A 15,832-nucleotide genomic window follows, 5' to 3' on the forward strand; every position below is an offset into this window, starting at 1 on the left:
CCGGTTCACGCGGTGAGGGTGGGATGGAACGAGGTGTTCGCCCCGCGTCGCCGGGATCGGTGAACTAGAGTTCGACCGCTCCGGTCATGATGGCGACGACATCGGCCATGGAGTGGGTCTTGGGACTGACCACTCCCGCCCGCCGGCCGAGCCGCATGATGTGGATCCGGTCGGCCAGCTCGAAGACGTTCGGCATGTTGTGGCTGATCAGCACGACCGGCAGGCCGCGATCGCGGATCGTCTTGATCAGCTCCAGCACCTGGCCGGTCTCACGCACGCCGAGCGCCGCGGTCGGTTCGTCCATGATGACGAGCTTGCGGGCGAAGACGGCGGCGCGGGCGACGGCGACGCCCTGCCGCTGGCCGCCCGAGAGCGTTTCGACGGGGCTGTTGATCGAGGGCAGGCGGAACTTGAGCTCCGCCATGCTGCGCTCCGCCTCGGCGCGCATGCCGGGCTTGTCGAGGCGGCGGAACAGGGTGCCCATGATGCCGCTGCGGCGGCGCTCGCGGCCGAGGAACAGATTGCTGGCGATGTCGAGCGCCGGCGCGACGGCGAGGTCCTGGTAGACCGTCTCGATGCCGCGCTGCCGGGCGTCGAGAGGACCCTTGAAGTGCACGGGCTGGCCGTCGAGCAGGATTTCGCCGCTGTCGGGACGCACCGCGCCGGTCAGCGCCTTGATCAGCGTCGACTTGCCGGCGCCGTTGTCGCCGACGACGGCGAGGATCTCGCCGGCGCGCAGCTCGAAATCGACGCCGTCGAGGGCGACGAGGTGGCCGTAGTGCTTGGTGATGTTGCGCGCTTCGAGGACGACTTCGCCTCGGGTGGCGTCACGGGTGGCTGGAGCGGGCGACATCAGCGCCTCCTGCGGGACATCTGGTCGAGCGCGACCGCGACGATGACGAGGACGCCGGTGACGAGATCCTGCCAGAGCGGATCGATGCCGGCGAGGGTGAGGCCGTTGCGCAGCACGCCGACGATCAGGGCGCCGATCAGCGTGCCGACCAGGCCGCCGCGTCCGCCGAACAGGCTGGTGCCGCCGATCACCACCGCGGTGATGGAATCGAGATTGGCGGTCTGCAGCGAATTGGGGTCGGCGTTCGGGATGCGCCCCAGCGCCAGCCAGGCGCCGATGCCGTAGAGCAGGCCGGCGAGCACATAGACCGAGAGCAGATGGCGGCGCACCGGGATGCCGACGAGGCGGGCGGCCTCCGGATTGTTGCCGATGGCGTAGACGTGCCGGCCCCACTTCGTCTCGTTCAGGAGATACCAGACGACGGCGTAGAGGAGCAGCATGATCATCACGCCATAGGTGATGACGAAGCCGAACGGCTTGACGCTGTTGCCGGTCCAGCCGAGGAACGCGTCCCGGACCGGGAAGGCGCCGCCGGCCGAGATCAGCCTGAGCGCGGCGGTCAGGATGCCGAGAATGCCGAGCGTGACGATGAAGGGCGGCAGCTTCAGGCCGCTGATCAGTCCGCCAGCCGCGGCGCCGGCCGCGGTGCAGACGAGCACGGCAAAGGCCATGGAGAGGACGGGATCGTAGCCGTTCGCGACCAGCTTGCCGGCGATGATCGTGCCCAGCACGGCGATTGCGCCAACGGCCAGGTCGATGCCGGCCGTCAGGATGATCAGCGTCTGGCCGATCGCCAGCGTGCCGATGATCACCGTCTGCTGCAGGATGATCGAGAGGTTCTGGCTGGCGAGAAAGCGCGGATTCGTCAGCGCGAAGATGGTGCCGAAGACGAGCAGCACCAGGAGCGGGCCCACAGAGGGCGTGCCGACGATGCGCGCCATCAGCCCGGCGCGCGGCGTGGCCGCGGTCGCGGAAGAAGCAGTCATCTGAACCTCAAGCCTGACGGGTAAGCAAACCTTGGGATCTCCCGGCCGGGCGAGGCCGTCCGTTCGCCGCGCGAGGCGGCATCCGCCGGAGGCCCGGTCGGGAGATCAGAGCGCTTTCAAGCGAAATGGATTCCGGTTCGCGAAGAAAACGCGGCCAAACAAGGCATGGAAGCGGCCGGGCGGTTCCAGGGAAACGCCGAGCCGCTCAAGTCGTCAGTCGCCCCAGCAGTTCTCGAGGCCCCAGGCGGTGTCCTTGGACTCGATCCCGTCCACCGGCTTGTCGGTGATCAGGAAGGAGCCGGTATCGACGAAGCCGCTCGGCTTCTTGCCGGAGGCGGCGTATTCGGCGACGGCGTCGACGCCCATGGCCGCCATCTTGTAGGGGAACTGCATGACGGTGGCGGCGATCTTGCCGTCCTTGACGTCGCGCACGCCGGCGCAGCCGCCGTCGATCGACGTCAGCATCACCTGATCTTCCTTGCCGAACGATTTCAGCGCGGCGAAGGCGCCGGCAGCGGCCGGCTCGTTGATCGTGTAGACGGCGTTGATGTCGCCATTCTTGGAGAGCAGGTTCTCCATGCCGACCTGGCCCTTGTCCTGCGCGCCATTGGTGATGGCGGCGCCGGCGATCGACGGATCGCCCTCGGCGATGCCGAAGCCCTTCAGGTAGCCGTCATGGCGGAACGTATCGACGGTGCCGCCCGGCGTGCCGTCGAGCATGGCGACGACGGCCTTCTTGTCGCCCATCGCCTTGCGGGCATAGGCGCCCTGCTGCACGCCGGCCTGGAAGTTGTCGGTGGCGAACGTCGCGTCGACGGCGTCGGCCGGGTCGGTGGCGGTGTCGAGCGCGATCACCAGCACGCCGGCGTCACGCGCCTTCTTGATGATGTTGAGCATGCCGGAGGAATTGTTCGGCGTGACCAGGATGCCCTTGGCGCCGGCGCTGATCAGATCCTCGATCGCGGCGACCTGGCCCTCATTGTCGCCGTCGAACTTGCCGGCGCGGGCGATCAGCTTGACGTTCTTGGCCTTGGCCTGCTCCTCGGCGGCCTGGCGCATCTTGACGAAGAACGGGTTCACCTCGGTCTTGGTGACGAGGCCGACGATGACCTCCTCGGCCGAGGCGGCCTGCATGGCGGCGCCGCTGAGCGCGAGGCCGAAGATCGTGACCTTCAGTCCGGCCTTGAGCGCGGACAAAGGCGACGTGCGATGACGATTGGAATTCATGCAATCCTCCCAGATTTGCGTTGAACCGGAGCTTTTCGCTTCTCGTTCCCGGCCTTTCTCCTCAAAGGCTGACGGGGATTAATTCATCCATTTTGGATAAAGTCAAACACGCGTTGTCGTCTTTTGTATATTTCTGATCTTAATTAATTAGCGGCCGGAGGGCTCGCCGGACCGCGTCGCCGCGAGGCGGCCGAGGTCATGCATCGCCTCGTGCAGCACCGGATCGGCGCTGAGGTTCTGGTAGTGCCGATAGAGCGCGCGATGGGCCGCCGCGTTCGCCGCGCGGGGCTCATAGGTCTTGAACGCGCGCGCGCCGAACCGCGCCGCGCCGTCCTGGAACCTCCCGACGATTCCCGCCGCGACTGCGCCGTGGATCGCGGCGCCGACGGCGGTCGGATGCTCGATCTCCGGCACCTCGATCGTGCGTTCGAGGATGTCGGCCAGAACAGCCACCAGCTCCGGATTGTTGCGGGCCAGGCCGCTTGTCATCAGGATCCGCTCGATCGTGAAGCCGGCGGCCTCGAACCGGTCGACGACGTTGCGGGCGCCGTGGCAAAGCGCCTCCATCAGCGCGCGGTAGATGTCGACGGCGGTCGTCTCCATCGAGAGACCGAGCAGCAGCCCGGTGAGCTCGGAATCGGCGAACGGCACCCGGTTGCCGTTCCACCAGTCGAGGGCGAGGAGGGAATTGGCGCCAGGCGCGAGCACCGCCGCCTCGCGATTATAGGCGGCAAAACTCTCCGCTTCGCCGGCGCCCCGCGGAAACGTCTTCACGAACCAGCTCAGCGTGTCGCCGAAGCTCGCCTGGCCGGCCTCGTAGCACCACAATCCGCGCACCGCGCCGTCTTTCGCCACGCCCTCGATGCCGGCGGGGAGGGGGCGGAAATCGTCGCTGAGCAGCAGATAGGCGGCCGAGGTTCCGAGCGCGCCGACGAGGCAGCCGCTGGAGACCGCCTGGATCGCCGGCAGCACGACATGGGAATCGATCGTCGCGACGCTGACGACCGCCGGCCCTTCGATGCCGGTCTTTTGACGCCAGCTTTCGGCAAGCGCGCCGGCGGCGGCGCCGGCCGCGAGCGGCGGCGCCAGCTTTGGCGCAAGCCCCGGCACCACGCCCGAGGGATAGCCGGCTTCCGCGGAATACTGCGCCTTGTAGGCGGCGAAGCCGAGGCCGCGTGCCTCAACGCCGGTCAGTTGCCAGACCAGCCAGTCGCCGCCCTCGATGAAGCGATCGGTCTCGGCCCAGATCGCCGGCGCCTCGGCCTCGATCTGCGCCGCCTTGGCGAGCAGCCATTCGCCGGAGAGCTTGCCGCCGAAATTCGCCAGGAAATCGCCGCCCGTCCGATTGATGGCGTCGGCATAGGGCTGTGCCGCGCGATGCTTCCAGAGCTTCACATAGGCATGCGGGGCGCCCGGATGGATCTCCGACAGCGGCGCTCCCGTTTCTGTCGCCGGCAGGGGTGAACTCGCGGTGAAGCCGGCGCCGATGGAGAGGATCTGCCGTCCGCCGCCGAGCACGGTCAGGATATCCGCCGCCGCCTCGAGATAATCCGCCGCGACCTGCAGGGCAAAGCCGCGCGGCAGCGGCGTGCCGTCCGGCAGCGTCCGCGTCAGGATACCGTGGCGATAGGCGTGAACATGGCTTTCGACCTGCTGTCCGCTGGCGGCGTCGATGAGCACGCCACGCGCCGATTCCGAGCCGTAGTCGAGCCCGATGAGAAAGGCGCGCGTCATCGGCACACCACGCCTGTCTGGATGAGCGGGCGCGGCTTCCACTCGTTCCTCGGGACCCTATCCTGCAACATCGGGCTGGCACTTTCGCTGGCGATTGGCGGTCGGCGCCGCATCCTCGATCCGGCTCTCCGATCGCCAGTTAGATAAGATGTTTTCTCTAAAACGGTCAATAATGTAAATTATTGAACATAAGTGCTGTGCACGGCTTCGCTTTCCGCTTCATCTCTTTCGCGTTTGCCGGTAAAGCTCTGCTGGAAACAGGAGCTTGGAATGCTGAAGGACGCGACGTCACCGGATCTGTCCGCGCTGGCCAATGCGGGAGAAATCCTGTCGCTGGTCGCCTCGCGCGCGGCGACGTCGCGTTCGGATCTGCTCGCCGCCTCCGGGCTTTCCCGTGTCACCGTCACGCAGAGGCTGGGCGCGCTCCTCGCCGCAGGCCTGGTGCGCGAAACCTCCCGGACGCTGCCGAGCGGCGGCCGGCCGACCCGCGTCCTCGCCGTCAACGAAACGGCCGCCTTCCTGCTGGTCGCCAATATCGGCGAGACGCATATCCATTTGGCCGCGATGGACCTGGCGCCGGCGGTGATCCTGCAGAGCACGATCCCGTTCAGCGTTGCCGAGGGGCCCGCCGCCACGCTCGGGCGCATGGCGGCCGAGCTCGACCGGCTGGCGGGGGAGGCGAAGGCGAGCCACGGCGTCCTGCTCGGCGTCGGGCTCAGCCTGCCGACGCCGGTCGATTTCAAACGCGGGCGCGTCGTCGGCCCCTCGGTCCTGTCGGGCTGGGACGAGTACGACATCATCGCGCGCCTGCAGGGGGCGCTGGGCGTTCCCGTCTATGTCGAGAATGACGTGAACCTGATGACGCTCTACGAGTACCGGCACAATTTTCCCGGCGTCGACGACATGCTGTTCATCAAGGCGGGCACCGGCATCGGCAGCGGCTTCATCGCCAGCGGCAGGGTGTTTCGCGGCGCGCAGGGGGCGGCGGGCGATATCGGCCACATCCAGTTCCTTTCCGACGACGCGCCGCTCTGCCGCTGCGGCAAGTTCGGCTGCGTCGAGGCGCGCGCCGCCGGCTGGGCGATCGCCCGCGACCTGTCGCGGCTCGGCTTCCCGGCCGATAACGCCCGCGACGTCATCCGGCTGGTCGAGAGCCAGACGCCGGAGGCGATCATGCTGCTGCGCAAGGCCGGGCGGACGATCGGCGAGGTCGCTTCCGATGTCGTCAGCATCATCAATCCGAGTTTGATCGTCGTCGGCGGCACGCTGGCGCGCGGCGGCGAGATCCTGTTGTCCGGTATCCGCGAGTTGATCTATCAGCGCTGCCTGCCGCTCGCCACGCGCGATCTTCGCATCGTCCTGGCCGAGCCGGAGGCCGACAGCGCCCTGTTCGGCGCCGCGCATCTCATCCTCGACGACGTCTTCAGCCGCGCCAAGATCGGCGAGCTGATCGCCCGGTTCCGGGGCGCCGCCTTGCGGGCATGATCGCGCGCCGTCTGGTGACGGCGGGTCGCCCACGCTAGTATCCTCTGGAAACCTGGCATCAAGGACGCACTTCGGTACGTCACCCCGGAGGCAATTCTAAAATGGCGAAGAACCAGGACCTCGAGTCCATGCGCCTGCTGCTCGACCTGCTTTCCGACAAGTGGACCGTGCTGATCCTCACCGCTATCTGCACCGACGGCGGCAGACAGCGCTTCAACGCGATCCGCCGCGCCGTGCCGGCGATCTCGCAAAAAAGCCTCGCGACCTGCCTCAAGCGGCTCGAGATGAACGGGTTGGTCGAGCGGCACGTCATGACGACGGGCGAGCTCGCCGTCGAATATCGCGTTACGCCGCTGGGTTATACGCTGGAGCAGCCCGTCGGGGCGCTGCTCGCCTGGTCGGCGGACTACCAGCCTGCGGTCCGGGCGGCGCAGGAAGCCTATCGCCTGCGCCTGGCCGAGGTGGCGTGAGGCAACGGGCTGATTTTCCGGGACAGGAACCCGATCCGCCAACGCCTCGCGCCGCTCGAAGTCACCTTCGGGTGACCTGGTGCGGATAAGGTGCGTAATTTACACGTGGTATCCATCTGATACTTATCTCGCCCCCTTGGCGGGTCGATCGACCTGCCGGATCCAGAAGGAGCGAGATCATGACGGACACGACGCGAGATATTTCCGAGACGACGGGCGGTGACTATGCCCCGCGGGCGATCCAGCTCGGCTCCGTTCGCGTGACCGCCCTGCATGACGGCCATTTCGATCTGCCCGGCTCCTTCATCGCGTCGGAGGATCCCGCGGCTTCGAGCGAGGCCACCTTCCATCTCGACATCAACGCCTTCCTCGTCCAGACGGCCACCCAGAACATCCTCGTCGACACCGGCGGCGGCGCCAAGCTCGGGCCGACCCTCAACAAGCTCGTGTCGAGCCTCGGCGCCGCCGGCCTGGCCCCGTCTGATATCGACGCGGTGCTGTGCACCCACATCCATCCGGACCACACCAACGGCCTGATCGACATCGACAACGCGCCGATCTTCCCGAAGGCGCAGGTCTTCGTGCATCAGAACGAGCTGGACTACTGGCTGAGCGACGAGCAGCGCGAACGGGCGCCGGCCGACTTCCGCAATGTCTATGACTGGGCGCGCGAGGCCTTTGCCGCCTATGCGGGGCGGATTGAGCCCTTCCAGCAGGGCGCGGTCATGCCCGGCATCGAGGCGATCCCGCTTTTCGGCCACACCCCCGGCCATACCGGCTTCCAGATCGACGGCGGCGGCAAGGAGCAGCTGATCATCTGGGGCGACGCCGTCCACGACATCGAGCGGCAGACCCGCAATCCGGACATCTCGGCGCAGGCTGACGTCGATCCGGACGGGGCGCGCGCGGCCCGGAGCTTCATCTTCGATCGGGCCGCCACCGACGATGTCCTCATCACCGGCATGCACATCACCTTCCCCGGCTTCGGTCGCATCCGCAAAGACGGCACCGGCTTCGAGTATTCGGCTGAGGCGTGAGACTTTGATCAAAGGGATGGGGAGGGCGATCCAGGCTCTCCCCATTGCAGCCTTGAAACGGGCTGATGCGAGCCCTAGAGCCCGGACCCCATACGATGGCGCCGCGCGTCCTCGGAGCCACGAAGACGCGCGCCGGGTAGAGCGTTAAAGGCCGTCTGGCGAAGCCCGGCGGAACGATCGGAAGCCGGGTATTTGGGGAGGCAGAAACCCGGGCCCGGCCAAAAATCGCAGATTTTTGAACTAGTTGATCGGGTGAATGGCGGAGGGAGCGGGATTCGAACCCGCGATACGGTTTCCCGTATACACACTTTCCAGGCGTGCGCCTTCAACCACTCGGCCACCCCTCCGTACCAGCGCGCTCGGCGCCTGTCCTGCGAGCCGGAAGCGGCGGGCGCTTCGATGCTTGGCAAGACAGGCGGTGCGGTATCACGTGCTGCAGGCGGCCGCAAGGCTTGCGACGAAAACAAGCGGGGATGGCCGGAAATCCGCTCCAGCTTTCCCATGCTGGCTCATCAATCATTGCCGAAATCGCCAGCGAACATTATCTGTGGCCTGTCGCTTTCCGGATGGGAACCGCCCGCCGCGCGACGAGGGACCCTGCGATGTTCACGCTCTTCGTCCGCCTTCTCGGCCTGTTTGCCCTCGCCGGGGCGGTCGTCGGGCTGGTGATCGACGGAACCAAGTCGATCGCCGCCTCGTCGCTGGTCGTGACGCCGCTCGGCCAGGCCTGGTTCACCTTCGATCCCGACAGTTTGACGGCGCTGCAGACGGCCATCGCCACCCATATCGAGACCTATGTCGGTCCGTGGGTCTGGTCCCCAGTCATCCAGTTCCTGCTGACGCTGCCGACCTGGTTCGTGCTCGGCGCGCTCGGCGCGTTTCTGCTTCTGGCCGGTCGCCGCAGGCGCTACCGGTCCGTCATTGCCTGACCCTCATACCTCAAGACAAGGAGACGACCCATGAATCTCCTCGACATCCTTTCGCGCAAGACCCGGATGCCCGGGCCGGGCGAGGCCTTGCCCGGCCGCGCGCAGCCGATCACCGAGCCGGGGGCGCATTTCGTCAACGGCCATCCGATCGCCGGACCCTATCCGCAGGGGATCGAGACGGCTTTGTTCGGCCTCGGCTGCTTCTGGGGCGCGGAGCGCAAGTTCTGGCAGGCGAAGGGCGTCTGGGCCACCGCCGTCGGCTATGCCGCCGGCGTGACGCCGAACCCGACCTATCGCGAGGTCTGCACCGGCATGACCGGCCACAACGAGGTGGTGCTCGTCGCCTATGATCCGGCCGTTATCTCCTATGACGAGCTGCTGGCGATCTTCTTCGAGAGCCATGATCCGACCCAGGGCATGCGCCAGGGCAACGATGTCGGCACGCAGTATCGTTCCGGCATCTACGTCGCCAACGCGTCGGAGCGCGAGCGCGCCGAGGCGGCGCGCGACGCCTATCAGAAGGCGCTTTCCGCCGAGGGGCTCGGAGATATCACGACCGAGATCCTCGATCGTCCGCCCTTCTACTTCGCCGAGGAAGAGCACCAGCAATATCTCGCCAAGAATCCGGACGGTTATTGCGGTCTCGGCGGCACGGGCGTCTCCTGCCCGATCGGAACGGGAGTGGCCGCCCAGTGAGCGACGTGCTTTCGGAGACCGATGATTTCGACAGCACAGCCAGCGACGCGGTGATCGCGTCGCTGGCGGAACACGGGTTTGCCGTCGTCGACCGTTTGTTCGACCCGGCATTGATACAGGCGCTCGCGGGCGAGCTCGGGAGCATGGAAAGCGCCGGCGCCATGGCGTCGGCGGGCGTCGGCCGCGCCACCGGGCTGCGGCGCGACGGCGACATAAGGCGGGCGGCGATCCGCTGGTTCGATGGCGGCACCGAGGCCGAGCGCCGCTTCCTGGCGGTGGCGGAACAGCTGCGGATCGCCATCAACAGGCGGCTCTTCCTCGGCCTGTTCGATTTCGAGTGCAACTTCATCGCCTATCCGACCGGCGGCTTCTACAACAGGCATCTCGACAGCCTCGCCGGCACCAGGAACCGCGTCGTCTCGCTCGTCGCCTATCTCGACGAGGGCTGGCATGCGGACTATGGCGGCGCGCTCCGGCTCTGGTCGGGACCCGAGGATGACGGCGCGCCGGCCGCCGAAATCGTGCCGCAGGCGGGGCGCGTCGTGCTGATGATGTCGGAGGAGATCCCGCACGAAGTGCTGCCGTCGCACCGGCCGCGCCATGCCATCGCCGGCTGGTGGCGGGTCAACGCCTCCTCCGGACAGCGCCTCGACACATCCCGCTGAAGACCTTCGCGCGGCGCACGGGCGTCGCGCGTCTCCACGGACCCTCCGCCCGTCCGGGCGAAGATCCTTCCTGCCCCTCCCGATGGAATGAACGATGTCCTCCGCACTCTTCACGCCCATTTCCCTGGGCGAATTCACCATTCCGAACCGCATCGCCATCGCGCCGATGTGCATGTATTCGGCCGATGACGGCTCGGCGACCGACTGGCATATCCAGCACTGGATGTCGCTCGCCATGTCGGGCGCCGGCATGATCACCTTCGAGGCGACCGGCGTCGAGCGGCGCGGCCGCATCTCGCTCGGCTGCCTCGGGCTCTATTCCGATGCCAACGAGGCGGCCATGGCGCGGGCGCTCGGCCCGGCGCGCCGTGTCGCGGCGCCCGGCGCCGTCTTCGGCGTCCAGCTCGGCCATGCCGGCCGCAAGGCGTCGACGCAGCTGCCCTGGCTCGGCGGCGGACCGCTGACGCCCGAGCAGGACGCCTGGCAGACGGTCGCGCCCTCGGCGGTTCCCTTCGCCCCCGGTTGGCCGACGCCCGACGCGCTCGACGAGGCGGGCATCGAGCGGATCGTCGCCGCCTTCGTCCAGGCGGCGGAGCGGGCGGCGCGCATCGGCCTCGATTTCGTCGAGCTGCATGGCGCGCACGGCTATCTGCTGAACGAGTTCCTGTCGCCTGTCTCGAACAAGCGCGGGGATCGCTGGGGCGGCAGCCTCGAAAACCGCATGCGGCTGATCCTGACGATCGCGCGCGCCGTGCGGGCCGTGCTGCCGGAGCGGATGTTCGTCGGCGCGCGGCTCTCGGTGACCGACTGGGTCGAGGGCGGCTTCTCGGTCGAGGAGGCGATCGCCGTCTCGGCGGCGCTGAAGGCGGAGGGCGTCGTCTATATCTGCGCGTCGAGCGGCGGCAACGCCTATGACCAGCAGATCCCGATCGGCCCGCTCTACCAGGTTGATTTCGCCGAGGCGGTCCGCAAGGGCGCCGGCATCCCGACGCGGGCGGTCGGGCTGATCACCACGCCGGCCGAGGCCGAAGGGGTGCTGCGTGAGGGCAGGGCGGACATGGTGGCGCTGGCGCGCGCCATTCTCGCCGATCCGCGCTGGCCCTGGCGCGCCGCCTACGAGCTCGGCGAGGAAGCCTATGCGCCGCCGCAATATGTCCGCAGCCTGACGACGGTGAAGCACTGGGTGGTCGACGAAGACGACTAGCAGCGTTTGCTGCCCGCCTTGAGAAAGGGGCGCTCCGGTTTCCGGGGCGCCCCTTTTTGCTGTTCGCTTCAGTGCAGCGTGCCGGTTACCGGCATGTCGGTCGGGTTCTCGACATCGGCGCCCTGGCCGCCGTCATAGGACATCGCCGCCGCCGGTTCCGGCTCCGGCGTGATGCCGGGGGGAGCCCCGATCAGCACCTGGCGGCAGGCGGCCGGCAGGTCGGCCAGCATCATCGGCCGCGGCTTGACGGTCGGCTTGGTCGGCTGAGTCGGCTTGGTGGGCTTCGGCGGCTGCAGCCAGGCATCCAGCTCGGGTCCGCAGCCGTCGCCGGGCGGCGGCGCCTTCTGCGGAACGCAGCTCGCCATGCCGGGCGGGCAATCGAGCCGGACGTGGAAGTGGTAGGTGTGGCCCCACCACGGCCGCACCTTGTTGAGCCAGGCGCGGTCGGGCCCCGCGCCCTCGCAGAGCGCCTTCTTGATCGCGGGATTGACGAAGATGCGGGCGACGCGCGGGTCGAGCGCGGCGCGGCGGATCAGCTTCTGCTGGCCCATGGTCCAGACGGAGCGGTCGATCTTGCGCTCCTTCTCGTTGACCATCGAGGTAGCCGCCATCTTCTCGCGCTCGTCGCGCGACAGCGTCCGGTTCGGCATCGGCGTCAGCCAGAGATCGACGTCGAGGCCGATCTGGTGGCTGGCGTGTCCCGTGCGGGCCGGGCCGCCGCGCGGCTGGCCCATGTCGCCGACCAAGAGCCCCGGCCAGCCGTCCTTGGCCTTGGCGTCATGGGCGAGCTTCTCGGTGAAGGCGATCAGTTCCGGCGTGCCCCAGTTGCGGTTGCGCGACAGGCGCATCGCCTGCCATTGCGGACCGTTCACCGGCAGCGCCACGGCGCCGGCGAGGCAGCCCTTGGCGTAGGAGCCGATGGCGCGCGCCTCGAGCGGGATCGGTGTCTTGACGTCGCCGAACAGGACCTTGGCCGGCGTCGTGTCGACATTGTCGGCCGAGGCCGGCGCCATCGCGGCGAGCGGCAGCCAGATGGATAGCGCCAGCGCGCGGATCGGCTTTTTCAGCATGATGACACCTTCACGTTCAGCGCTCCCCTCGTCGCAGTATCGGCGATCTTGATTGACGATTTATCAACCATCCCGGCCGACCCGCGCGGCGTGCGATTTGGACGAATTTTCCAGAATGCCGGGCTCGTCGGCGAGCTGCGGAAATGGATTGTCGAAAGGACGGTAATTGTTGGATGATTGCACTCAATCCCGACCAGATTCCGCAATTGACCCGTCATGCGGCCATGCGATACTCGGCGCCGATCTCGTCTCGGAGCGGCGCGCTCCGTAAGCAACCTGTTGAAGGAAAACGGAAAATGGCACTCAATCTTGGGGACGTCGTTCCCGACTTCACCGCTGACACGACGGAAGGCAAGATCTCGTTCCACGAATGGCTCGGCGACAGCTGGGGCGTGCTGTTCTCGCATCCGAAGAACTTCACGCCGGTCTGCACCACCGAGCTCGGCGCCGTCGCCAGGCTGAAGCCCGAATTCGACAAGCGCGGCGTCAAGGTGCTGGGCCTGTCGGTCGACAAGCTTACCAATCACGACCAGTGGATCAGCGACATCCGCGACACGACCGGCGCGACGCTGAACTTCCCGCTCATCGCCGACGAGGACAAGAGCGTCTCGAATCTGTACGGCATGATCCATCCCAACGCCTCCGACACGACGACGGTCCGCTCGGTCTTCGTCATCGGCCCCGACAAGAAGCTGAAGCTGACGCTGACCTATCCCGCCTCGACCGGGCGGAATTTTGACGAAATCATCCGCGTCATCGACAGCCTGCAGCTGACGGCCAAGTTCTCGGTCGCGACGCCGGTCGACTGGAAGCAGGGCGAGGACGTCATCATCGTCCCGTCCGTTTCCGACGAGGCGGCGAAGGAGAAGTTCCCGGGCGGCTGGAAGACGCTGAAGCCCTATCTGCGCTTCGTGCCGCAGCCGGCCGCCAGCAAGACGAGCTGATCGTCGCTCGCCAGCATGTCTTTGAGAGGCGTCGGCATCGGCCGGCGCCTTTCTTTTTGGGTCTTTTGGGTCTTTCTTTGGGGGCAGGGCCGCGCCCGAGCGTCAGGCGATGGCCAGGATCTCCGCGTCCTGGCTGCCGATCGTGAACTCGTCGCCCACATGGCGGCCGAGCACCGCCTGCGCCAGCGGCGAAACATGCGAGACGGTTCCCTTGTTGGGATCGGCCTCGTCCTCGCCGACGATCCGGTAGGTCTGCCGTCGCCCGTCCTCGCGCAGAATCGTCACCGTGGAGCCGAACTGGGCCGTCTCGTTGTCGTCGGAAGGCGCTACCGGCATGGCGCTCGCGCGGCGCTGCTGCCAATAGCGCTGGTCGCGGGCAAGCGCCGGGATCGCCATCGTGTCTTCGGCGTCGCGCGCGGCGGCGAGGGCTTCGTCGAGACGCGCGAGCTCCGCCTCGATGGCGGCGAGCCCTTCCCGGGTGACGAGGTTCGGATGCGGCGAGACGGGCCGTTCCGGCAAGCCGTCATCCCCATGGTCCGCGTCGTCTTCCTTCACGAAGGCCCTGCTCATGCCGGGATGGTAGGACCGTCCCGGCGCGCCGTCCACCGCGAACGTCCCCGCCATCGGCTGGCCCGGGGGCCCGCTCTCATGAAAATGGCCGCTCCGAGGGCGATCGGAACGGCCATATCGAATTGGATCGAGCGGCAAGCGCCGGGATCAATCGTCCATCTTCAGCGCGGCGATGAAGGCTTCCTGCGGGATGTCGACCTTGCCGAACTGCCGCATCTTGCGCTTGCCTTCCTTCTGCTTGTCCAGAAGCTTGCGCTTACGCGTGATGTCGCCGCCATAGCACTTCGCCGTCACGTCCTTGCGCATGGCGCGCACGGTCTCGCGGGCGATGATCTTGCCGCCGATCGCGGCCTGGATCGGAATGACGAACAGATGCTGCGGGATCAGGTCCTTCAGCTTCTCGCACATGGCGCGGCCGCGCCGCTCCGCCTGGGTGCGGTGCACCAGCATCGACAGCGCGTCGACCGGCTCGCCATTGACGAGGATCTGCAGCTTGACCAGGTCGCCGGGGCGGTGGTCGGTCAGGTGGTAGTCGAACGAGGCATAGCCCTTCGAGATCGACTTCAGCCGGTCGTAGAAGTCGAACACGACCTCGTTGAGCGGCAGGTCGTAGGTGACCATGGCGCGGGTGCCGACATAGGACAGGTCGGACTGGACGCCGCGCCGCTCCTGGCAGAGCTTCAGGATCGCGCCGAGATATTCGTCCGGCGTCAGGATCGTGGCGCGGATCCAGGGCTCGGCGATCTCCTCGATCTTCATCACGTCCGGCATGTCGGCCGGATTGTGCAGGTCGATCTCGCTGCCGTCGGTCATCTGGATCTTGTAGATGACCGAGGGCGCGGTCGCGATCAGGTCGAGGTTGAACTCGCGCTCCAGCCGCTCCTGGATGATTTCCAGATGCAGCAGGCCGAGGAAACCGCAGCGGAAGCCGAAGCCGAGCGCTGCCGAGGATTCCATCTCGAACGAGAACGACGCGTCGTTGAGGCGCAGGCGCCCCATCGCGGCGCGCAGCTCCTCGAAATCGGCGGCGTCGACCGGGAACAGGCCGCAGAACACCACCGGCTGCGCCGGCTTGAAGCCCGGCAGCGCCTCGGCCGTCGGCTTCTTGTCGTCGGTGATCGTATCGCCGACGCGGGTATCCGCGACTTCCTTGATCGAGGCGGTCAGGAAGCCGATCTCGCCTGGCCCGAGGCTGTCGACGGGCACCAGCTTCGGCGTGAAATAGCCGACGCGCTCGACGTCATAGACGGCGTCGGCGCCCATCATGCGGATGCGCATGCCCTTCTTCAGGTGGCCGTCGATGACGCGGATCAGCACGATGACGCCGAGATAGGAATCGTACCAGCTGTCGACGAGCATCGCCTTCAGCGGCGCCTCGGCGTCGCCCTTCGGCGGCGGCAGGCGGGTGACGATCGCCTCCAGCACGTCGGGAATGCCGATGCCGGTCTTGGCCGAGATGAGCACGGCGTCGGAGGCGTCGATGCCGATCACTTCCTCGATCTGCGCCTTGATGCGGTCGGGCTCGGCCGCCGGCAGGTCGATCTTGTTCAGGATCGGCAGGATCTCGAGGTCGTTGTCGATCGCCTGGTAGACGTTCGCCAGCGTCTGCGCCTCGACGCCCTGCGACGCGTCGACGACGAGCAGCGCGCCTTCGCAGGCGGCGAGCGACCGCGACACCTCATAGGCGAAGTCGACGTGGCCGGGCGTGTCCATCAGATTCAGGATGTAGGTCTTGCCATCCTTGGCCTTGTAGTCGAGCCGGACGGTCTGCGCCTTGATGGTGATGCCGCGCTCGCGCTCGATGTCCATCGAGTCGAGCACCTGCTCCTTCATCTCGCGATCGGACAGGCCGCCGGTCGCCTGGATCAATCGGTCGGCAAGCGTCGACTTGCCGTGATCGATATGGGCGACGATGGAGAAATTGCGGATGTTGTCTTGCGCCGAGGTGCTCATGGCGCGCTC

General features: G+C 67.2%; 15 protein-coding genes and 1 tRNA gene. 8 read left to right on the forward strand and 8 right to left on the reverse strand.

What is annotated here, in order from left to right; genetic code table 11:
* Positions 1-64: 64 nt before the first annotated feature.
* The 4 genes from K32_RS00640 to K32_RS00655 all read right to left on the reverse strand — a co-directional run bounded on the left by K32_RS00640 (position 65) and on the right by K32_RS00655 (position 4,800).
* Complete coding sequence (locus K32_RS00640; protein ID WP_201402175.1) at positions 65-853, reverse strand: ATP-binding cassette domain-containing protein; 789 nt, start codon at positions 851-853, stop codon at positions 65-67.
* A complete protein-coding gene (locus tag K32_RS00645) occupies positions 853-1,839 on the reverse strand; it encodes an ABC transporter permease (RefSeq protein ID WP_201402176.1) in 987 nt (328 codons plus the stop codon). The genes K32_RS00640 and K32_RS00645 overlap by 1 nt, the downstream gene beginning before the upstream one ends.
* Before the next feature lie 213 nt (positions 1,840-2,052).
* Positions 2,053-3,066 (reverse strand): substrate-binding domain-containing protein, encoded by a 1,014-nt coding sequence (locus tag K32_RS00650; protein ID WP_201402177.1) that lies wholly within the window; start codon positions 3,064-3,066, stop codon positions 2,053-2,055.
* Positions 3,067-3,213: 147 nt separating this feature from the next.
* Positions 3,214-4,800, reverse strand: coding sequence for an FGGY-family carbohydrate kinase (locus tag K32_RS00655; RefSeq protein ID WP_201402178.1), 1,587 nt, complete (start codon positions 4,798-4,800; stop codon positions 3,214-3,216).
* A gap of 270 nt (positions 4,801-5,070) precedes the next feature.
* On the opposite strand from K32_RS00655, the gene K32_RS00660 reads away from it, so the two are divergent.
* The 3 genes from K32_RS00660 (at position 5,071) to K32_RS00670 (ending at position 7,792) form a co-directional block, all read left to right on the forward strand.
* The gene (locus K32_RS00660; RefSeq protein WP_201402179.1) at positions 5,071-6,285 is read left to right on the forward strand and encodes an ROK family transcriptional regulator; all 1,215 of its coding nucleotides are present in this window, start codon (positions 5,071-5,073) and stop codon (positions 6,283-6,285) included.
* 101 nt (positions 6,286-6,386) lie between these two features.
* Positions 6,387-6,755 carry a helix-turn-helix domain-containing protein gene (locus tag K32_RS00665; RefSeq protein WP_201402180.1) on the forward strand — a complete coding sequence of 123 codons (369 nt, stop codon included), beginning with the start codon at positions 6,387-6,389 and terminating at the stop codon, positions 6,753-6,755.
* A 179-nt stretch (positions 6,756-6,934) separates the two neighbouring features.
* The gene (locus tag K32_RS00670; protein ID WP_201402181.1) at positions 6,935-7,792 is read left to right on the forward strand and encodes an MBL fold metallo-hydrolase; all 858 of its coding nucleotides are present in this window, start codon (positions 6,935-6,937) and stop codon (positions 7,790-7,792) included.
* Positions 7,793-8,049: 257 nt separating this feature from the next.
* On the opposite strand, the gene K32_RS00675 is transcribed toward K32_RS00670, so the two are convergent.
* Positions 8,050-8,139, reverse strand: a tRNA-Ser gene (locus tag K32_RS00675).
* Positions 8,140-8,394: 255 nt separating this feature from the next.
* Between K32_RS00675 and K32_RS00680 the strand changes: the two genes are divergently transcribed.
* The 4 genes from K32_RS00680 to K32_RS00695 all read left to right on the forward strand — a co-directional run bounded on the left by K32_RS00680 (position 8,395) and on the right by K32_RS00695 (position 11,286).
* Positions 8,395-8,721, forward strand: coding sequence for a hypothetical protein (locus K32_RS00680; RefSeq protein ID WP_201402182.1), 327 nt, complete (start codon positions 8,395-8,397; stop codon positions 8,719-8,721).
* A 30-nt stretch (positions 8,722-8,751) separates the two neighbouring features.
* A complete protein-coding gene (msrA, locus tag K32_RS00685; protein ID WP_201402183.1) occupies positions 8,752-9,417 on the forward strand; it encodes a peptide-methionine (S)-S-oxide reductase MsrA in 666 nt (221 codons plus the stop codon).
* Positions 9,414-10,082, forward strand: coding sequence for a 2OG-Fe(II) oxygenase (locus tag K32_RS00690; protein WP_201402184.1), 669 nt, complete (start codon positions 9,414-9,416; stop codon positions 10,080-10,082). The genes msrA and K32_RS00690 overlap by 4 nt, the downstream gene beginning before the upstream one ends.
* A 94-nt stretch (positions 10,083-10,176) precedes the next feature.
* Positions 10,177-11,286 carry an NADH:flavin oxidoreductase/NADH oxidase gene (locus K32_RS00695; RefSeq protein ID WP_201402185.1) on the forward strand — a complete coding sequence of 370 codons (1,110 nt, stop codon included), beginning with the start codon at positions 10,177-10,179 and terminating at the stop codon, positions 11,284-11,286.
* 68 nt (positions 11,287-11,354) lie between these two features.
* Here K32_RS00695 and mepA read toward each other — a convergent pair whose 3' ends face one another.
* Positions 11,355-12,356, reverse strand: coding sequence for a penicillin-insensitive murein endopeptidase (gene mepA / locus K32_RS00700; RefSeq protein WP_201402186.1), 1,002 nt, complete (start codon positions 12,354-12,356; stop codon positions 11,355-11,357).
* A gap of 296 nt (positions 12,357-12,652) precedes the next feature.
* Between mepA and K32_RS00705 the strand changes: the two genes are divergently transcribed.
* Entirely contained in the window at positions 12,653-13,300 is a 648-nt protein-coding gene (locus K32_RS00705) for a peroxiredoxin (RefSeq protein WP_201402187.1), read from the forward strand.
* A gap of 102 nt (positions 13,301-13,402) precedes the next feature.
* Here K32_RS00705 and greA read toward each other — a convergent pair whose 3' ends face one another.
* Both greA and lepA read right to left on the reverse strand, forming a co-directional pair.
* Positions 13,403-13,924: a transcription elongation factor GreA gene (gene greA / locus K32_RS00710; RefSeq protein WP_371812832.1), complete on the reverse strand. Its 522-nt coding sequence runs from the start codon at positions 13,922-13,924 to the stop codon at positions 13,403-13,405.
* 93 nt (positions 13,925-14,017) lie between these two features.
* Positions 14,018-15,823, reverse strand: coding sequence for a translation elongation factor 4 (lepA, locus tag K32_RS00715; RefSeq protein ID WP_201402188.1), 1,806 nt, complete (start codon positions 15,821-15,823; stop codon positions 14,018-14,020).
* Between the last annotated feature and the right edge of the window lie 9 nt (positions 15,824-15,832).

This window comes from Kaistia sp. 32K (assembly GCF_016629525.1).
Taxonomy (GTDB): domain Bacteria; phylum Pseudomonadota; class Alphaproteobacteria; order Rhizobiales; family Kaistiaceae; genus Kaistia.